We start from the raw sequence: 16,234 nt of genomic DNA, 5'->3' as shown, positions 1-16,234 counted from the left end.
CATAAGGGAAAAATACATCTAAGAGATAAGCATGAGAATCAGTTGCACCAATGGTGAGTAGTTGGTATTCTTATAGTGTAAATGCCAATGAGGATTTTTTGCTCTAAAAACGAAAAAGATGTCGTTCTAAGGGTCGAATTCGAATTGGGCAATTGTTTTCATACATCAAAGGAGGAATTACCATGTCATTAGTATCAATGAAAGACATGCTCGAAAAAGCGAAAGAAAACGGGTATGCTGTTGGTCAGTTCAATATTAATAACTTAGAATACGCACAAGCGATTCTACAAGCTGCAGAAGAGGAGCAATCTCCGGTTATTCTAGGAGTCTCAGCAGGTGCTGGTAAATATATGGGTGGTTTGAAAGTTGTTGTAGCAATGGTTAAATCGTTAATGGAATCATACGGCACAACCGTACCTGTTGCGATCCACTTGGACCATGGTACAAGCTTTGAACTTTGTGCAGAAGCAATCCACGCTGGCTTTACGTCCGTTATGATTGATGCATCCCACTCACCAATTGAAGAAAATATCGCAACAACGAAAAAAGTAGTCGAACTCGCACATATCCACGGTGTATCTGTTGAAGCGGAAGTAGGTACAGTTGGTGGAGAAGAGGACGGAATCATCGGCGGAATTATGTACGCTGACCCGAACGAATGTAAACAGCTCGTTCAAGAAACGAATGTGGACTGTCTTGCTCCAGCATTAGGTTCTGTTCACGGACCATACCAAGGAGAGCCGAATCTTGGATTTGAAGAAATGGAAGAAATCTTGAACCTCGTTCAGGTCCCACTTGTACTTCACGGCGGAACAGGAATTCCTTTAAAAGATATCCAGAAAGCAATCTCACTTGGAACCGCAAAAATTAACGTAAACACAGAAAACCAAATGGCACAAGCAGAAGCAGTACGTAAAGTTCTGAACGAAAAACCAGACCTATATGATCCGCGTAAATATTTAGGACCAGGTACAGAAGCAATTAAAGCAACCGTTAAAGAGAAAATGCGTGAATTCGGTTCCGCACAGCAAGCGTAAAAAATTTACCATCAAATTTCACTTGGAGGGATTACGATGAAATTTTTTATTGATACAGCGAATATTGAGGAAATCAAAGCGGCAAATGCTTTAGGGGTACTGGCTGGTGTAACGACCAACCCATCTCTAGTAGCGAAGGAAGGCGTATCTTTCCATGACAGACTTCGTGAAATTACAACAGAAGTAACAACCGGATCTGTTAGTGCTGAAGTAATTGCAGAAGATGCAGAAGGTATGATTGAAGAAGGGAAAGAATTGGCGGCAATCGCGCCGAATATTACGGTTAAAGTGCCTATGACATTAGAAGGTTTGAAAGCTGTAAAAGCATTCAGCGACCTTAATATTAAAACAAACGTTACCCTGATCTTCAACGCGAACCAAGCACTTCTTGCAGCTCGCGCAGGCGCAACCTACGTATCGCCATTCTTAGGACGCCTTGATGATATCGGTCATAATGGAATGGATTTAATTGCGACAATCGCAGAAATCTTTGAACGTCATGATATCAAAACAGAAATTATCGCAGCATCTATTCGTCACCCGCTGCACGTCACAGACGCAGCACTAAACGGTGCACATATTTCAACGATTCCTTACAATGTACTCGAGCAACTTGTGAAGCATCCACTAACAGACCAAGGAATTGAACGCTTCCTGGCTGACTGGAACAACGCAAACAAATAGTATAAAATCGAAAAACACAGGAAAGATAAAAAGAATGGGAATCTGTTCATTCGGAGTGAACTTGAGGCCGGGATATCTACCTCTGGCCTTAAGAACAGATTTCAAATAGCCTCATTTAGGAGCGAATAGAAGATATGCAGAAAATATTAATTGAAGGTGGACATCCGCTTAACGGAAAAATAAGAGTAAGTGGCGCAAAAAACAGTGCAGTCGCATTACTTCCAGCAGCAATTTTAGCCGACTCGGAAGTAACGATTGAAGGCCTGCCAAACATATCCGACGTACACAGCCTAAGCGACCTCTTAGAAGAAATCGGCGGAACAACAACACGAAACGGGAATGATATTACAATCAACCCGGAAAACATGGTAGCTATGCCGCTTCCAAACGGAAAAGTGAAAAAACTCCGTGCTTCTTATTATTTCATGGGAGCAATGCTCGGCAAGTTTAAAAAAGCCGTCATTGGCTTACCGGGTGGATGCTATCTTGGACCAAGACCGATTGATCAGCATATTAAAGGCTTTGAAGCACTAGGGGCAACCGTCACGAATGAACAGGGAGCCATTTACCTTCGTGCCGAGGAATTGCGCGGTGCAAGGATTTATCTGGATGTCGTCAGTGTCGGAGCAACGATTAATATTATGCTTGCAGCGGTGAGGGCAAAAGGGAAAACCGTAATTGAAAATGCGGCAAAAGAACCCGAAATCATTGATGTAGCAACCCTCCTCAGTAATATGGGCGCAAAGATCAAAGGCGTCGGAACCGATGTCATTCGTATTGAAGGGGTTCCAAGTCTGAGAGGCTGTACACATACGATTATCCCTGACCGGATTGAAGCAGGTACATACGTAATCGCAGCAGCAGCGCAGGGGGAAGAGGTCATTATTGACAATGTGATCCCTCAGCATATCGAGTCACTCATCGCCAAGCTGCGCGAAATGGGCGTCATCATTGAGGAAAGCGATGAACAACTTCTAATTAAACCATGTAAAAAGTTGCACAGTGTCGACGTCAAAACGTTGGTTTACCCTGGATTTCCAACCGATCTCCAGCAACCGTTTACATCTTTGTTGACGAAAGCCGAAGATACAGGTGTTATTACAGATACGATTTATTCCGCTCGTTTAAAGCATATTGATGAATTAAGGCGCATGAACGCTGTTATCAAAGTAGAAGGCGGTTCGGTCATTGTCTCTGGTCCAGTTCAGCTGGAAGGGGCAAAGGTGAAAGCATCTGACCTACGAGCAGGCGCTTCCCTGATTATCGCTGGTTTAATGGCTAACGGAATTACAGAGATTACTGGAGTAGACCATATTGATAGAGGTTATGAACAGATCACAGAGAAACTTTCCGCTCTTGGTGCCAGTATCTGGCGCGAAGAAATGACAGAAGAAGAAATTATCCAATTGCAGAATTCATAGTGATTGATTTCTGTTCTGTAAAGTCTTTTGATGAAAAATAAAATTTCCTTTTGGGATGAGGATATTTTATTGAAGGGGAGAGGACAACAGATGGAAAGAAGTTTATCAATGGAATTAGTTCGAGTAACAGAAGCAGCTGCACTATCATCCGCCCGCTGGATGGGGAGAGGCGAGAAGAATGACGCAGATGATGCCGCAACATCAGCAATGCGAAATGTCTTCGATACGATTCCGATGGAAGGGGAAGTCGTTATCGGAGAAGGAGAAATGGACGAGGCGCCAATGCTCTATATTGGAGAAGAACTCGGTACTGGAGATGGTCCTGAGGTAGATGTTGCTGTCGACCCATTAGAAGGTACCGCTCTAGTTGCCCATGGCTCCTGGAATGCACTGTCCGTCGTTGCGATTGCAGATAAAGGCACACTGCTACATGCCCCGGATATGTATATGGATAAAATTGCAGTCGGTCCGGCAGCAGTCGGGAAAATAGATATTAACGCTCCTGTCATCGATAATTTACGAAGTGTAGCCGAAGCGAAGAATAAAAAAATCGAAGACGTGCTTGTCACGGTGCTTGAGCGTCCGCGTCATGCCGAGCTCATTCAAGAAATCCGTGAAGCAGGTGCCAGGATTAAAGTGATTGCAGATGGTGACGTAGCAGGTGCAATTAATACTGCTTTTGATTGGACAGGTGTTGATATTTTACTCGGAAGCGGTGGTGCCCCGGAAGGTGTACTTGCAGCTGCTGCATTAAAATGTCTCGGCGGTGAGATTCAAGGGAAACTGCTGCCGAAAAATGATGAAGAACTTGCTCGTTGTAAAACAATGGGAATTGAAGACATCAATAAAGTATTCAAGATGGATGACTTCTGTAAAGGAGATGACGCTATCTTCGCTGCAACTGGTGTAACCGATGGTGAATTGCTGAAAGGTGTCCAGTTCAAAGGATCCAAGGCAACAACCGAAAGCGTCGTCATGCGTGCAAAGAGCGGCACTGTCCGTTTCATCCAAGGCGAACACAGTCTGATTAAAAAACCGAATCTAGTAATGAATGATACTGAATAGTACTTGAAATATTTAGGAAGAGGTTGTGACTAGAATGGAAGTCTCAACCTCTTTCCTCCTGATTTTCCCCAAAAGAAAATTTTCAGCAAAAGAATACTGTAAATGGACGAGATGATGTTGAATAATCTACTGCAAACGTGTAATATAAGAGATGTTTAGAACACATGTTATTTGGTTATTCTTATCAATAAGAATGAAAGCTAGCCAGTCGCACACTTCCAATCTTACTTCCAATTTTCTCTTCATTTCTTCCAGGAACACCATTCAACCATAGAAATGGACATAATATATAACAATAAATAGTAAACCAAAGACAAAAGAATAGGCGTGATATATGTATGGCGGAATTAACAATTTCCCAGTTAGAAACAAAAACATTAAAAGAATTATATGCACTAGCCAAGGAGTATAAAATTTCCTACTATGCGAAATTAACGAAAAAAGAACTTATCTTTGCCATCTTAAAAGGGCAAGCGGAAAAGGATGGTTTCTTGTTCATGGATGGAATTCTGGAAATCATCCCGTCGGAAGGATTCGGTTTCTTGCGTCCGATCAACTATTCACCGAGCGCAGAAGACATTTATATTTCAGCTTCCCAAATTCGTAGATTCGATCTTCGGAATGGGGATAAAATCTCTGGTAAAGTACGACCACCAAAAGAAAATGAACGCTATTACGGCCTGCTTCATGTAGATGCTGTAAATGGCGAAGATCCGGATTCTTCCAAAGACCGTGTCCATTTTCCAGCGCTAACAGCCCTTTACCCGGACCGATTTATGAAATTGGAAACAGAATCTAATAAATTATCAACAAGAATCATAGACTTGATGACACCGGTTGGATACGGGCAACGTGGCTTGATCGTTGCCCCGCCAAAAGCCGGGAAAACGATGCTTATTAAAGAAATTGCAAATAGTATTTCCAAAAACCACCCGGAAGCAAAGCTGATTATCTTGTTAGTGGACGAGCGTCCAGAAGAAGTGACTGATATTGAACGATCTGTTGCACCAGATGTCGATGTTGTAAGTTCTACTTTTGACGAAGTGCCGGAAAGTCATATTCGCGTCTCAGAACTTGTCTTGGAACGCGCAATGCGTCTCGTTGAGCATAAACGTGATGTTATTGTGCTGATGGATAGTATTACACGACTTGCCCGCGCATATAACCTTGTAATTCCGCCAAGTGGACGGACGTTATCTGGTGGTATTGATCCTGCAGCATTCCACCGTCCCAAACGCTTTTTCGGAGCAGCACGAAATATTGAAGAAGGCGGCAGCTTCACCATTTTAGCAACAGCCTTAGTCGACACGGGATCACGGATGGATGACGTTATTTATGAGGAGTTTAAAGGAACAGGGAATATGGAATTACATCTCGATCGTAATCTCGCAAACCGTCGCATTTTCCCTGCCATCGATATTCTTCGTTCTGGTACACGGAAAGAGGAATTACTTGTCGATAAAAATCATTTAGATAAAATATGGACGCTCCGCAGAACAATGCAAGATTCCAATGATTTTCTCGAACGCTTCTTGAAAAAACTCAAAAACACAAAAGCAAATGAAGAATTTCTTGCTGAAATGGAAGAGGAAATGAAGCGCAAAGGAATCAAACGGACGGAAAGATAAAGTGAAACTTCATGCAGCGGGGGCTTTCTCACCTTCCCATTTTGGGTTTCTTTTATGATTAAAGGTCGGGTATTACAGACCGTTAACGCGTGATAAATCATTCTTTAAGCCGCAAAAAAACATTGCAAACTTAAACTGATGCTGGTATAATTCTTTTATGTGAGTTTTGATAAGTTTTTTATCACTTATGACGGCTCTTACAATAACTCTGTTTCCACAGGATTCAGGGCAAAAAGGAGTGGAATGAAATGAAAAAGGATATTCATCCAGAATACCGTAAAGTAGTTTTTCTTGATACAAGCTCAGATTTCAAATTCTTAAGCGGCTCTACAAAAGAGTCTAACGAAACGATTGAATGGGAAGACGGCAACACGTACCCACTAATCAAAGTTGAAATCAGCTCAGACTCCCACCCGTTCTACACAGGCAAACAAAAAGCCGATCGCGTAGGCGGACGAGTAGACCGATTCAAGAAGAAATATAATATGAAATAATAGAAGGCTGAGGCGACTGTTTCTAGGAGCCGAAGCTGGACTAGTAAAAAGGTAAGGCGACTGTTTAGAAACAGACGCATAAGTAAGGGACCGAAAAGCGGGTGAACTTCCCGCTATTCGAGTCCCTTGCTTATGTCTCGAGTCACTAGCTCTTGAACCAAGATTGATATTAACTAAAAAGACAGGCAAAATGTCGAAAGCCAATTTGCCTGTCTTTTTATTTTTAAAATTGTTAAATCCTACCCTACCCTAAATAAATTTAATATTTTTCTCCAACAGGGTTAAAATACACGTCAAATTGGTATACACTTGTATAAGCAATCTGTTAAGGCAAGAAAAGAGGTCAACGAACATGTATATGATGAAGCAAAGCGGCTGGATCGAAGTGATTTGCGGCAGCATGTTTTCAGGAAAATCAGAAGAACTTATACGCCGGATTCGCCGTGCCACCTATGCAAATATGCAGATTCGCGTGTTTAAACCGGCAATCGACGACCGGTATGATGAAGAGTCCGTTGTATCCCATAACGGAACGACAATTATGGCTCGTCCAATCAAACATGCAGAAGATATATTCAAGTATGTCGACGAAACGGTTGAAGTTGTCGGCGTCGATGAAGTGCAATTTTTTGATGAATCAATCATCGAGGTAATTAATGAACTTGCCAATCGCGGCATCCTTGTCATTGCGGCCGGACTCGACACCGATTTCCGCGGTGAACCATTCGGACCAATGCCAAGATTAATGGCGATGAGCGAATATGTGACGAAACTCAACGCCATCTGCCCGATTTGCGGATCACCTGCAACGCGCACGCAACGATTAATCAATGGAAAACCTGCTTCCTACGATGATCCGGTCATCCTCGTTGGTGCCTCTGAATCTTACGAACCAAGATGCAGACACCATCACGAAGTACCGAACAAACCGAGTAGAATGGGTTTCGTTAAAAAGTTAATAAATAGCACAAAATAGAGCATTTCGTTATGCTCTTTTATTTTTGTTTGAATGAATTTCATTAGTTTTAGTGAAGATATTTTTAATTGGCTGGAATTATCAATATTATTGTGCTTCGCTTGATGAAGCAGGATCTAAACACCCGAATAGATCCGATTCGCGTCTTACTTCGGTTGATTGAAAGGTTCTAAACGCCCGAACGAGCTGCCAAGCGCATAGCTTTCGTTCATTACAAGTGCTCTAATCGCCCATACAAGCATGCCTCGCTCTTACTTCAGTCGATTAGAGCACTAATAATTGCCGTAAAGAAAAGCCCATACAACTTCGCGTCGTTTAGAAGCAGTAATATTCAATCAACCACACCCGCCAATCGTTTATCACCGCCTGCAATTTAAAAATATTTTGACCAACTGTATTGGGTATACTATAATTAGAGTGTTAATTCAAAAAGAGGTGTTCGTGATGTTAGATCGCTTACAAGCGTTGGAAGATCGTTATAATAAATTGAATGAATTATTAAGTGACCCGGAAGTTTCAAGTGATCCGAATAAATTGCGTGATTACGGAAAAGAACAATCTGACCTGGAAGATGTTGTTCAAGCATATCGGGAATATAAAGGTTTATCGACGGAGCTTTCTGATGCGAAAGAAATGCTCGAAGATGACCTCGATGGCGACATGGAAGAAATGGTGAAAATGGAAATCGGTGAACTGGAAGAGCAGATTGTGCAATTAGAAGAAAATATGAAAGTCCTCCTCTTACCGAAAGACCCGAACGATGGCAAAAACGTTATCATGGAAATCCGCGGAGCAGCAGGTGGGGACGAAGCTGCACTTTTTGCCGGTGATTTATACCGGATGTATTCGCGTTATGCGGAAGAAAAGGGTTGGAAGACGGAAGTGATGGAAGCGAACTCGACAGGTGTCGGCGGCTATAAAGAAATCATTTTCATGATTAATGGTAAAGATGTTTATTCCCGTTTAAAATATGAAAATGGTGCCCACCGCGTGCAGCGGGTTCCGGAAACAGAATCCGGCGGCAGAATCCATACTTCAACGGCAACGGTAGCTGTTCTTCCGGAAGCAGAAGAAGTTGAAGTGGAAGTCCATGATAAAGATATCCGTGTTGATACATTTGCCTCAAGTGGCCCGGGTGGACAAAGTGTTAACACGACAATGTCAGCTGTTCGTCTTACTCACGAACCGACCGGGATTGTCGTCTCGATTCAAGATGAGAAATCACAAATTAAAAACAAAGAAAAAGCGATGAAAGTCCTGCGCGCAAGAATTTACGATAAATATCAGCAAGAAGCGCAAGCCGAATATGATGAAAACCGTAAATCTGCGGTTGGTACAGGTGACCGTTCAGAGAGGATCCGGACGTATAACTTCCCGCAAAACCGTGTAACCGACCACCGTATCAGTCTGACGATTCAAAAACTCGATCAAATTCTTGATGGGAAACTCGATGAATTCATCGAAGCACTTGTTTTAGAAGAACAGACAGCAAAATTAGAGCAAATTGGTGAATAACATGAAGTTAAAACAATATGAAGTCCTGAAATGGGCTTCTCTTTTTTTAGAAGAAAATAACCGGGAAGCTCGAGTTGCCGAGCTGCTCCTCCAGCATCATCTTGGTTTTACCCGATCAGCATTTTTCGCAAATATGCGCGAAACGATTCCGAGTGAAGTGTATCAAGCTTTTCAAACGGATTTAGAAAAGCATGCCAATACAGGCATTCCATTACAGCATCTTACTGGATATGAAGAGTTTTATGGCCGGCGTTTTCAAGTGAACGAATCCGTCCTCATCCCCCGTCCGGAAACAGAAGAACTCGTACAGCATACGATTAGAGCGGTAACTTCAAGAGAGAATCAAAAGGTAAGAATCGTTGATGCAGGTACGGGAAGCGGGATTATTGCGATTACACTTGCACTTGAACTTCCGGAAGCCGAAGTGATTGCAACTGATATTTCACCGGAAGCACTGCAAGTGGCACAAACTAATGCAGCGCGACTCAGAGCAACTATTACGCTTATGGAAGGTGATTTTTTACAACCGCTCACAGATGAACAATTGCCTGTGGATATCCTTGTTTCAAATCCGCCTTATATTGCTGAAACGGAACGGGAAGAGCTTCATGACACGGTAAAAAACTTTGATCCTGAACTTGCGCTTTTCGCAGCAGATGACGGGCTTGCGGCATATAAAAAAATGATGAAACAAGCAACAACACTCATGAACCGAAATAGTTTAATCGCTTTTGAAATCGGACATATGCAAGGTGAGGCAGTGAAACAACTTGTGGAGGAAAGTTTCCCTGGCAGCAATGCGGAAATCGTGCAGGATATTAACGGTAAAAATCGTATCATTATGGCAAAAATAAAATAAAAGACTTTTTACTAGAATACTAGTTTAAATTTTCGTTTCTCTGGTCATACTGTGGATAATTCAGTTGAAAAAGGGGTACCGAAAATGAAAAAACTAGTATTTTTTATTTTTATAATAACGATATGGGGCACAAGTCTTGCGGGATGGACTCCCGAAGAATATCAAAAATATCAAGAACATGAGGAAACGCTGGATTATCAAGTGATTCCTGACGAAGCGATTCGCCTCCGTATTCTAGCAAACAGTGATCAGGAAGAAGATCAGCAAATCAAGCATAAGGTAAGAGACGAAGTTAATGAAGTAATAAGCAGCTGGGTGGCAGAAATTACGGATATCGGGGAAGCGCGGGAACTCATTCAAGAGCGTCTGCCTGAAATCGATCAGCTTGTCGAGGAAGTTTTGCAAGCGTCCGGTGAAAATAGGGAGTACACAGTAGATTACGACAGCAATATTACATTTCCAATGAAGCTCTATGGTGATTATCTTTATCCGCCGGGTGAGTATGAAGCGATTTTAATTACACTTGGTGAAGGTGATGGTTCCAACTGGTGGTGTGTGTTATTTCCCCCTCTCTGTTTTCTCGACTTCTCTTTCGGGACAACAGTAGAAGCAAAAGACGGCGAACCAGTTTCTGAGCCTGAACTAGAAGAGGAAGAAGCAGAAGAAGAGACCGAGGTTAAATTTTTCCTTTTTGAATGGCTTGGTTGGTCATAGTTTCCCTGCGTTACGCATAATATGTCAGAAAGGAAGTAAACAAATCTAGTAGAGGTGAATCGAAATGAAAGTAATGCCCGTCAAACACGCGACTTATGAGCAGCTGGATGAATTTCTAAGCAGGAATGAACGCCTCGATAAACCGTTACTCTTTGATAAGGGATTTGTTGTAGAGATAGGTGGGCAAATTGAGGCGAGCTTTATTCTGGATGAGCTCGATTCAGGTGGATGCTGGTTAAAACAGCTTTATATTACACAATCACATGCTGCAAAATTGCCTATTTTACTGGAAACAATATTACAAATCGCCCGTAAACAAGAAGCAGGGACCGTATATGTCCACAGTCATCAACCGGTTGTGGATATCCTGCTTGAGTCGCTTGATTTCCAACCGGAAAAAAATAAACAGATTATCCCTGAAAGGCCTATAAAATCAGGGTGTTGGTGGAGTTACCAAGTCTCATGAACAATTGTTTTCTTTTCCACATTTTCTTGTGTATAACTTGTTGATAACAACCATTTAAATTTTAAAAACGTTTATATCTCCCCTTATTTTTAATAGATTCCTGTGGATAAATCTCCACAGGATTTTTTGTGGATAAGTGGCAGTTTATACAGCAGATTGCACAATGGGAAAATATCAACTAAACTAAGAAACATAGTAGCAAAGGTTAATGAAAGAGAAACGAGGATTTAACAAAATGGAAACGAAACGATGGAACATACAACGCGAAACGGAGATAAATAAACAATTCATAAGCGAGGCTGCTGCACTCCTAAGAGCGGGAGAGACTGTTGCTTTTCCAACGGAGACGGTATATGGCCTCGGGGCGGATGCAACAAATCAGTTAGCTGTTGCGAAAATATTTGCAGCGAAGGGCAGACCGCAAGATAATCCGCTTATCGCCCATGTCGCAAATGTGGAACAATTTCAACAACTTGTGGATAACCTGCCCGATTATGTGGATGATCTAATTGCTGCCTTCTCGCCAGGCCCGCTAACATATGTGGTAGAAAGCAATGGGGTTTGTGCGGAAAATGTGACGGCCGGTCTATCCACAATCGCTGTGCGTATCCCAGATCACCCGGTTGCCCTCGAGTTGCTTCGAGCCTGTAATTTTCCAGTTGCTGGTCCGAGTGCCAATATTTCCGGTAAACCAAGTCCGACGACAGCAGACCATGTATATGAGGATTTAACTGGAAGGATTGCTGGGATTGTAGACGGCGGACCTACAGGGGTTGGCGTGGAATCAACCGTCATTTCCTGCCGGGAAAACGATGTCGTCATTCTACGCCCAGGCGGAATTACGAAAGAACAGATTGAAAAAATTGTCCCTGTCACGGAACTCAGGAATGAAATTGTGGATAAACCAGCTTCTCCTGGGATGAAATATAAACATTATTCACCAGATGTTCCGCTTTGGCTTGTGGATGGCGACACAGAAAAAATTCAAAAGGTAATCGCTGAAGAGAGGGGAAAAGGAAAAAAAGTGGCACTTCTCGCACGTGATGCGATACTCGAACTTGTCGAGGCAGATGTAAGCTTGAGCCTCGGATCCAGTTTAGAAGATGTTGCAAATAAGCTCTATGATAATTTACGGAAAATCAAAAAGTCTGATGCAGACTTAATGGTTTCCGAAGTTTTTCCCGAATCGGGCATCGGACAAGCGATCATGAACCGCTTGAAAAAAGCGATGACAGCTTATATCTCATAATTTAGTTGTAATTAATGAATTTCATAATACGTATTTAATGCTTCACCATCACCATATGTAGTTGAGTTGGTTCGTTCCCAACTACATACGGTGATGGGAAAGCCGACTTTGGTAATTATGAAATTCATTCGTAATAGAAACGTAAAAGTATTGTGGATAACTAATATTGCAGGAAATAGCACGTTCGCACCGCGCTAAAACATTGCCGATATGTATTCCTTCTTGCGTAAGCTGCTGCCTCCTTTGTTAATTTTCCACATATCCCCCCTTGGACATGCATATAGTGTATAAGCATGTCCAAGGGGGGATTGTTGTTGGGCTTTTCAACTGGCGAACTTGTCACGCTTATTTTCATGGCTCAGGCTCTTGCGCTTGATGCCTTTTCGGTCTGTCTCGGGCTCGGCATGCAGCAGATCCGGTTGAAACGTATTCTGTGGATAAGCTTAGTCATCGGGGCGTTCCATATTTTCATGCCATTCGTAGGAATTCTCATGGGAAAAATGGTAGCAGGGCCATTTGAAAGCTATGCTCAGCTGATTGGCGGAGCGCTTCTTGTTTTCATCGGTGCTCAAATGTTTTTTGGCGCTTTTACCGAAGAAAAGAAATTGATTATCCAACCTGCTGGGTTTGGTCTTCTTATTCTCAGCTTTACCGTAAGCCTGGATAGCTTCACAGTCGGCTTCGGTTTAGGGATTACTGGAGTCCATGTTGTACTTGCTCTTATATTATTCGGTGCTTCCAGTGCATTGCTTTCTTGTTTGGCCTTATTAATCGGGCGCCGCGTCCAAGGATTCCTGGGAAGATACAGCGAACTCCTTGGCGGAAGCATTCTTTTCGGATTTGGGCTATTTGTCCTACTCGCATGAAAAGGGACAAGGGGTCCGTGCATTTATCCTGCAAATGCACGGACCCCTTGTCTGATTTCTCTGTCCGTGGCTTTCGGATTGTGGTATATTTATAGGTAGATAGTAAGTGTTACCAAAGGAAGTTTCACTTTATCGCAGTGTAACGGGCTGTAAATTTTCCACATCAAGATATGGAAGAAACTTCTTATATCTGAATGAATTTCATAATTACCAAAGTCGGCTTTTCCATGGTGAAGCATTAAATACGTATTATGAAATTCATTAATCCAAGTGGGAGATCCAACAGCCCGTAACGGCCCGATTCGTTCAACTAACCTTCAGTGAGGGAAAAAGAACCCTCACTGAAGGAAGTTTCACTTTATCATTCTTGGGGGTAAAAGAAATGAATATTTTATTTGTTTGTACAGGGAATACGTGCCGGAGTCCGATGGCAGAAGCGATTTTGCGTGATAGATATCCACAGGTTGAGGTCCAATCAGCGGGAGTTTTTGCTGCAGACGGGGCATCTGCTAGTGACCATACCTATCAAGCGCTTGAGGAGAATGGTATTACACTTGATCACCGTTCCCAGCCAGCTACAGAAGAATTGCTCGAATGGGCAGAACTTGTTCTCACGATGACGAGCCAGCATAAACAACTGCTCACCATGGAATATCCGGATTTTACAGAGAAGTTGTACACATTGAAAGAATATACAGATGAAGAAAGTCACGACTACGATATTTCCGACCCATACGGTGGTGACTTGCACGCATACCGATCGACTCGTGCAGAGTTAGAAGATCAAATCGACCGCCTAATTGAAAAAATAGAATCAATCAAGGGGGAGTAAGGGCAAATGGAGAGGAAATATTCATTCAGTATCCGTAAGAAGCTCGTTTTGTTCACGATATCATTAGCGATTATTACATACAGTACTTCATTCGTTTTTATCTTTTTCCTATATGACTTTTTCCAAGATTATATCCCATTCAGTCTGGAGTGGTTCACCGTCATTACCTTTATACTTGGAATCACGTGGTCGGGAATCCTCGCCTTTTTCTTCGCGAGCCTCATTACGAAACCAATTGAAAAATTGGAAAAAGCAGCAACAATTGCAGCGGAAGGTAACTTGAACCAAACCGTGCAAATTCCGAAGTCAAATGACGAAATCCGCGGCCTGGCCCTCTCATTTAACGCCATGCTGACGAATTTAAATAGTATCGTGCAAAATATTGATGAAAATTTTGACAAGACGAATCAAGCGGTTGTACAAATGAAGGAATCCTCAACCACCGCCCACACCCATTCCCAGATGATCGGGACATCGATCAGCGAGATTTCAAAGGGTGCGGAAGATTCATCGGTAGCAATTCAAAATACAGCGGAATCGGTCGAAATCGCCTCTGACCTTGCTATAAAAGTCCAAGACCGGGCAAGTGAGTCAAAAGGTAAATCCAATCAAATGCTTGGCACATTGAACACGACGAAGCAGGTTGTGAGCAGCCTCATTTCTGGCATCGACCGGATTGCAAAAGAACAGCAAGTATCCTTAACGAGTGTTAACAATTTAAAAGAAAATGCGATTCAAGTCGAAACCATCATCTCGATGGTTGGTGAAATTGCCGAACAGACGAATCTCCTTGCACTTAATGCCTCCATTGAAGCAGCGCGGGCTGGAGAACATGGACAAGGCTTTGCCGTTGTTGCAGAGGAAATTCGGAAGCTCGCTGACCAAAGTGCTGGAGCCGTTCAGCAAATCTCAGGTCTTATCGGTTCGATTCAAGTAGACGTGAAAAATGTTGTCGAAAATATTAATCAAAATGTCGTTTTTGCCAATAACGAAGCGAAAAATGGCGAACAGACGAACGAGACGTTTGAAGAAATGTCCAGTTCTGTTATGGAAGTAGCAACTGAAATTGAAACGATTTCCCAGCTTGTCGACAAACAGTTACAATCAATTCAAGATACGAGCCGTGAATCCCAGGAAGTGGCAGCGATTGCGGAAGAAACTTCAGCCGGTGCCGAGGAAGTGAACGCAGCAATCCAGGAGCAGGTGGCAAGCATTGAAGATGTCGACCGCCTTGCAGCAGAGATTGAAGAACATGCAAATCAACTGAAGAAACAAATTCGGCAATTCCAACTTTAAAAAAGAAAGGAAGAAACAATATGAAAGTTTTAATAACGGGTGACCATGCAGGTCTAACATTAAGAAGTGAAGTGGCAGATTTAATGGATGAAATGGGAATTGAATACGAAGACGCCGGAGCAAGCTGTACAACTTCTGTCGATTATCCGGATTATGCGCTGCCAGCAGCAGAACGAATTGCCAGTGGAGAGTTTGACCGCGGAATTTTCATTTGTGGGACGGGAATCGGCATGTCAATTGCTGCGAATAAAGTAAAAGGGATTCGCTGTGCTTTAGTGCATGATGTATTCAGTGCCCGCGCAACAAGAGAACATAATAATTCCAATGTCCTTGCGATGGGGGAGCGTGTTATCGGTCCATCCCTTGGAAGAGAGATTGCCAAAGTTTGGCTCGAAACCGAATTCCAAGGAAACCGTCATGCAAAAAGAATTGAAAAAATCCATTCCTATGAAGGCGAATAAGTAGTATAGTAGTAGCATGGTTGTTTTTTCTGAAAAAGGAGGAACCTAAAATGTCGTTAAACGAACAAGTAAAAACTGATTTAGGTGAAATCGTCGATGAATGGCTTGCGACTGAGTATTTGCAGGAAGATGAGCTTTTCGTAATCGGTTGTTCCACAAGCGAAGTGGCAGGGAAAAAAATCGGTACAGCAGGTACAGAGGATATTGCCGCCCGCATTTTCAGAGAATTGAACCGTTTAAAACAAGAGACGAAGATTCAGCTTGCTTTCCAGTGCTGTGAACATTTAAACCGTGCTCTCGTTGTGGAGCGGGCTGCTGCTAAAGCATTCGCCCTTGATGAGGTAACGGTCATACCTGTTCCGGAAGCTGGTGGCTCGATGGCATCTTTCGCCTATAAACATATGGATGACCCAGTCGTCGTTGAATCACTTAAAGCAAAAGCCCATGCCGGGCTCGATATTGGTGAAACGATGATTGCCATGCATTTAAAACCGGTCGTTGTACCTTTGCGCTTCAGTAAGAAGTATATCGGGGAAGCCCGAATTGGTCTTGCACGGACGAGACCGAAATTAATTGGCGGTGAGCGTGCCGTTTATAAAGACAGTCGAAGCAATTAATGGAAGGATATATGTCCTTTTCATCATATTTATCAACTTACAGGGGGGACTCTA

At 42.7% G+C, this 16,234-nt stretch carries 17 protein-coding genes; all 17 read left to right on the top strand.

Features of this window, described 5'->3' with window-relative positions:
• Positions 1–182 precede the first annotated feature (182 nt).
• The 17 genes from fba to L3V42_RS03780 all read left to right on the top strand — a co-directional run bounded on the left by fba (position 183) and on the right by L3V42_RS03780 (position 16,180).
• On the top strand, positions 183–1,037 hold the full coding sequence (fba, locus tag L3V42_RS03860) for a class II fructose-1,6-bisphosphate aldolase (protein ID WP_235761886.1): 855 nt from the start codon (positions 183–185) through the stop codon (positions 1,035–1,037).
• 36 nt (positions 1,038–1,073) lie between these two features.
• Complete coding sequence (gene fsa / locus L3V42_RS03855) at positions 1,074–1,721, top strand: fructose-6-phosphate aldolase (RefSeq protein ID WP_238471364.1); 648 nt, start codon at positions 1,074–1,076, stop codon at positions 1,719–1,721.
• Positions 1,722–1,855: 134 nt separating this feature from the next.
• The gene (gene murA / locus L3V42_RS03850) at positions 1,856–3,142 is read left to right on the top strand and encodes a UDP-N-acetylglucosamine 1-carboxyvinyltransferase (protein WP_238471363.1); all 1,287 of its coding nucleotides are present in this window, start codon (positions 1,856–1,858) and stop codon (positions 3,140–3,142) included.
• Positions 3,143–3,232: 90 nt separating this feature from the next.
• Positions 3,233–4,207: a class II fructose-bisphosphatase gene (gene glpX / locus L3V42_RS03845; RefSeq protein ID WP_238471362.1), complete on the top strand. Its 975-nt coding sequence runs from the start codon at positions 3,233–3,235 to the stop codon at positions 4,205–4,207.
• Positions 4,208–4,545: 338 nt separating this feature from the next.
• Positions 4,546–5,835: a transcription termination factor Rho gene (gene rho, locus L3V42_RS03840; RefSeq protein WP_235761882.1), complete on the top strand. Its 1,290-nt coding sequence runs from the start codon at positions 4,546–4,548 to the stop codon at positions 5,833–5,835.
• Positions 5,836–6,083: 248 nt separating this feature from the next.
• Positions 6,084–6,329 (top strand): type B 50S ribosomal protein L31, encoded by a 246-nt coding sequence (locus tag L3V42_RS03835; protein WP_188855793.1) that lies wholly within the window; start codon positions 6,084–6,086, stop codon positions 6,327–6,329.
• Between the two features lie 352 nt (positions 6,330–6,681).
• Entirely contained in the window at positions 6,682–7,305 is a 624-nt protein-coding gene (locus tag L3V42_RS03830; protein ID WP_235761881.1) for a thymidine kinase, read from the top strand.
• 444 nt (positions 7,306–7,749) lie between these two features.
• Positions 7,750–8,820 (top strand): peptide chain release factor 1, encoded by a 1,071-nt coding sequence (gene prfA, locus L3V42_RS03825; RefSeq protein WP_235761880.1) that lies wholly within the window; start codon positions 7,750–7,752, stop codon positions 8,818–8,820.
• Position 8,821: 1 nt separating this feature from the next.
• A complete protein-coding gene (gene prmC, locus L3V42_RS03820) occupies positions 8,822–9,679 on the top strand; it encodes a peptide chain release factor N(5)-glutamine methyltransferase (RefSeq protein WP_238471361.1) in 858 nt (285 codons plus the stop codon).
• A gap of 84 nt (positions 9,680–9,763) precedes the next feature.
• Entirely contained in the window at positions 9,764–10,393 is a 630-nt protein-coding gene (spoIIR, locus tag L3V42_RS03815) for a stage II sporulation protein R (RefSeq protein ID WP_235761878.1), read from the top strand.
• Positions 10,394–10,457: 64 nt separating this feature from the next.
• Complete coding sequence (locus L3V42_RS03810; RefSeq protein WP_235761877.1) at positions 10,458–10,859, top strand: GNAT family N-acetyltransferase; 402 nt, start codon at positions 10,458–10,460, stop codon at positions 10,857–10,859.
• Positions 10,860–11,094: 235 nt separating this feature from the next.
• Positions 11,095–12,108 carry an L-threonylcarbamoyladenylate synthase gene (locus L3V42_RS03805; RefSeq protein WP_238471360.1) on the top strand — a complete coding sequence of 338 codons (1,014 nt, stop codon included), beginning with the start codon at positions 11,095–11,097 and terminating at the stop codon, positions 12,106–12,108.
• 314 nt (positions 12,109–12,422) lie between these two features.
• Entirely contained in the window at positions 12,423–12,974 is a 552-nt protein-coding gene (locus tag L3V42_RS03800) for a manganese efflux pump MntP (protein WP_235761875.1), read from the top strand.
• Positions 12,975–13,356: 382 nt separating this feature from the next.
• A complete protein-coding gene (locus L3V42_RS03795; RefSeq protein ID WP_305082616.1) occupies positions 13,357–13,806 on the top strand; it encodes a low molecular weight protein arginine phosphatase in 450 nt (149 codons plus the stop codon).
• 6 nt (positions 13,807–13,812) lie between these two features.
• Positions 13,813–15,102, top strand: coding sequence for a methyl-accepting chemotaxis protein (locus tag L3V42_RS03790; protein ID WP_238471359.1), 1,290 nt, complete (start codon positions 13,813–13,815; stop codon positions 15,100–15,102).
• A gap of 20 nt (positions 15,103–15,122) precedes the next feature.
• The gene (rpiB, locus tag L3V42_RS03785) at positions 15,123–15,563 is read left to right on the top strand and encodes a ribose 5-phosphate isomerase B (RefSeq protein ID WP_235761871.1); all 441 of its coding nucleotides are present in this window, start codon (positions 15,123–15,125) and stop codon (positions 15,561–15,563) included.
• A 50-nt stretch (positions 15,564–15,613) separates the two neighbouring features.
• Complete coding sequence (locus L3V42_RS03780) at positions 15,614–16,180, top strand: TIGR01440 family protein (RefSeq protein ID WP_238471358.1); 567 nt, start codon at positions 15,614–15,616, stop codon at positions 16,178–16,180.
• Positions 16,181–16,234 lie beyond the last annotated feature (54 nt).

Origin of the sequence: Oceanobacillus alkalisoli (assembly GCF_022213125.1) — a bacterium.
GTDB lineage: Bacteria > Bacillota > Bacilli > Bacillales > Amphibacillaceae > Oceanobacillus > Oceanobacillus alkalisoli.
The sequence above is the reverse complement of the archived record's forward strand: the minus strand, read 5'-3'. Positions and strand labels throughout refer to the sequence as shown.

Coding starts and splice junctions, on each gene's coding strand:
- L3V42_RS03790 (WP_238471359.1), top strand. CDS start 13,813: ATGGAGAGGAAATATTCATTCAGTATCCGTAAGAAGCTCGTTTTGTTC.
- L3V42_RS03810 (WP_235761877.1), top strand. CDS start 10,458: ATGAAAGTAATGCCCGTCAAACACGCGACTTATGAGCAGCTGGATGAA.
- L3V42_RS03795 (WP_305082616.1), top strand. CDS start 13,357: ATGAATATTTTATTTGTTTGTACAGGGAATACGTGCCGGAGTCCGATG.
- L3V42_RS03780 (WP_238471358.1), top strand. CDS start 15,614: ATGTCGTTAAACGAACAAGTAAAAACTGATTTAGGTGAAATCGTCGAT.
- rpiB (WP_235761871.1), top strand. CDS start 15,123: ATGAAAGTTTTAATAACGGGTGACCATGCAGGTCTAACATTAAGAAGT.
- L3V42_RS03805 (WP_238471360.1), top strand. CDS start 11,095: ATGGAAACGAAACGATGGAACATACAACGCGAAACGGAGATAAATAAA.
- murA (WP_238471363.1), top strand. CDS start 1,856: ATGCAGAAAATATTAATTGAAGGTGGACATCCGCTTAACGGAAAAATA.
- rho (WP_235761882.1), top strand. CDS start 4,546: ATGGCGGAATTAACAATTTCCCAGTTAGAAACAAAAACATTAAAAGAA.
- fsa (WP_238471364.1), top strand. CDS start 1,074: ATGAAATTTTTTATTGATACAGCGAATATTGAGGAAATCAAAGCGGCA.
- spoIIR (WP_235761878.1), top strand. CDS start 9,764: ATGAAAAAACTAGTATTTTTTATTTTTATAATAACGATATGGGGCACA.
- L3V42_RS03830 (WP_235761881.1), top strand. CDS start 6,682: ATGTATATGATGAAGCAAAGCGGCTGGATCGAAGTGATTTGCGGCAGC.
- L3V42_RS03835 (WP_188855793.1), top strand. CDS start 6,084: ATGAAAAAGGATATTCATCCAGAATACCGTAAAGTAGTTTTTCTTGAT.
- glpX (WP_238471362.1), top strand. CDS start 3,233: ATGGAAAGAAGTTTATCAATGGAATTAGTTCGAGTAACAGAAGCAGCT.
- prmC (WP_238471361.1), top strand. CDS start 8,822: ATGAAGTTAAAACAATATGAAGTCCTGAAATGGGCTTCTCTTTTTTTA.
- prfA (WP_235761880.1), top strand. CDS start 7,750: ATGTTAGATCGCTTACAAGCGTTGGAAGATCGTTATAATAAATTGAAT.
- fba (WP_235761886.1), top strand. CDS start 183: ATGTCATTAGTATCAATGAAAGACATGCTCGAAAAAGCGAAAGAAAAC.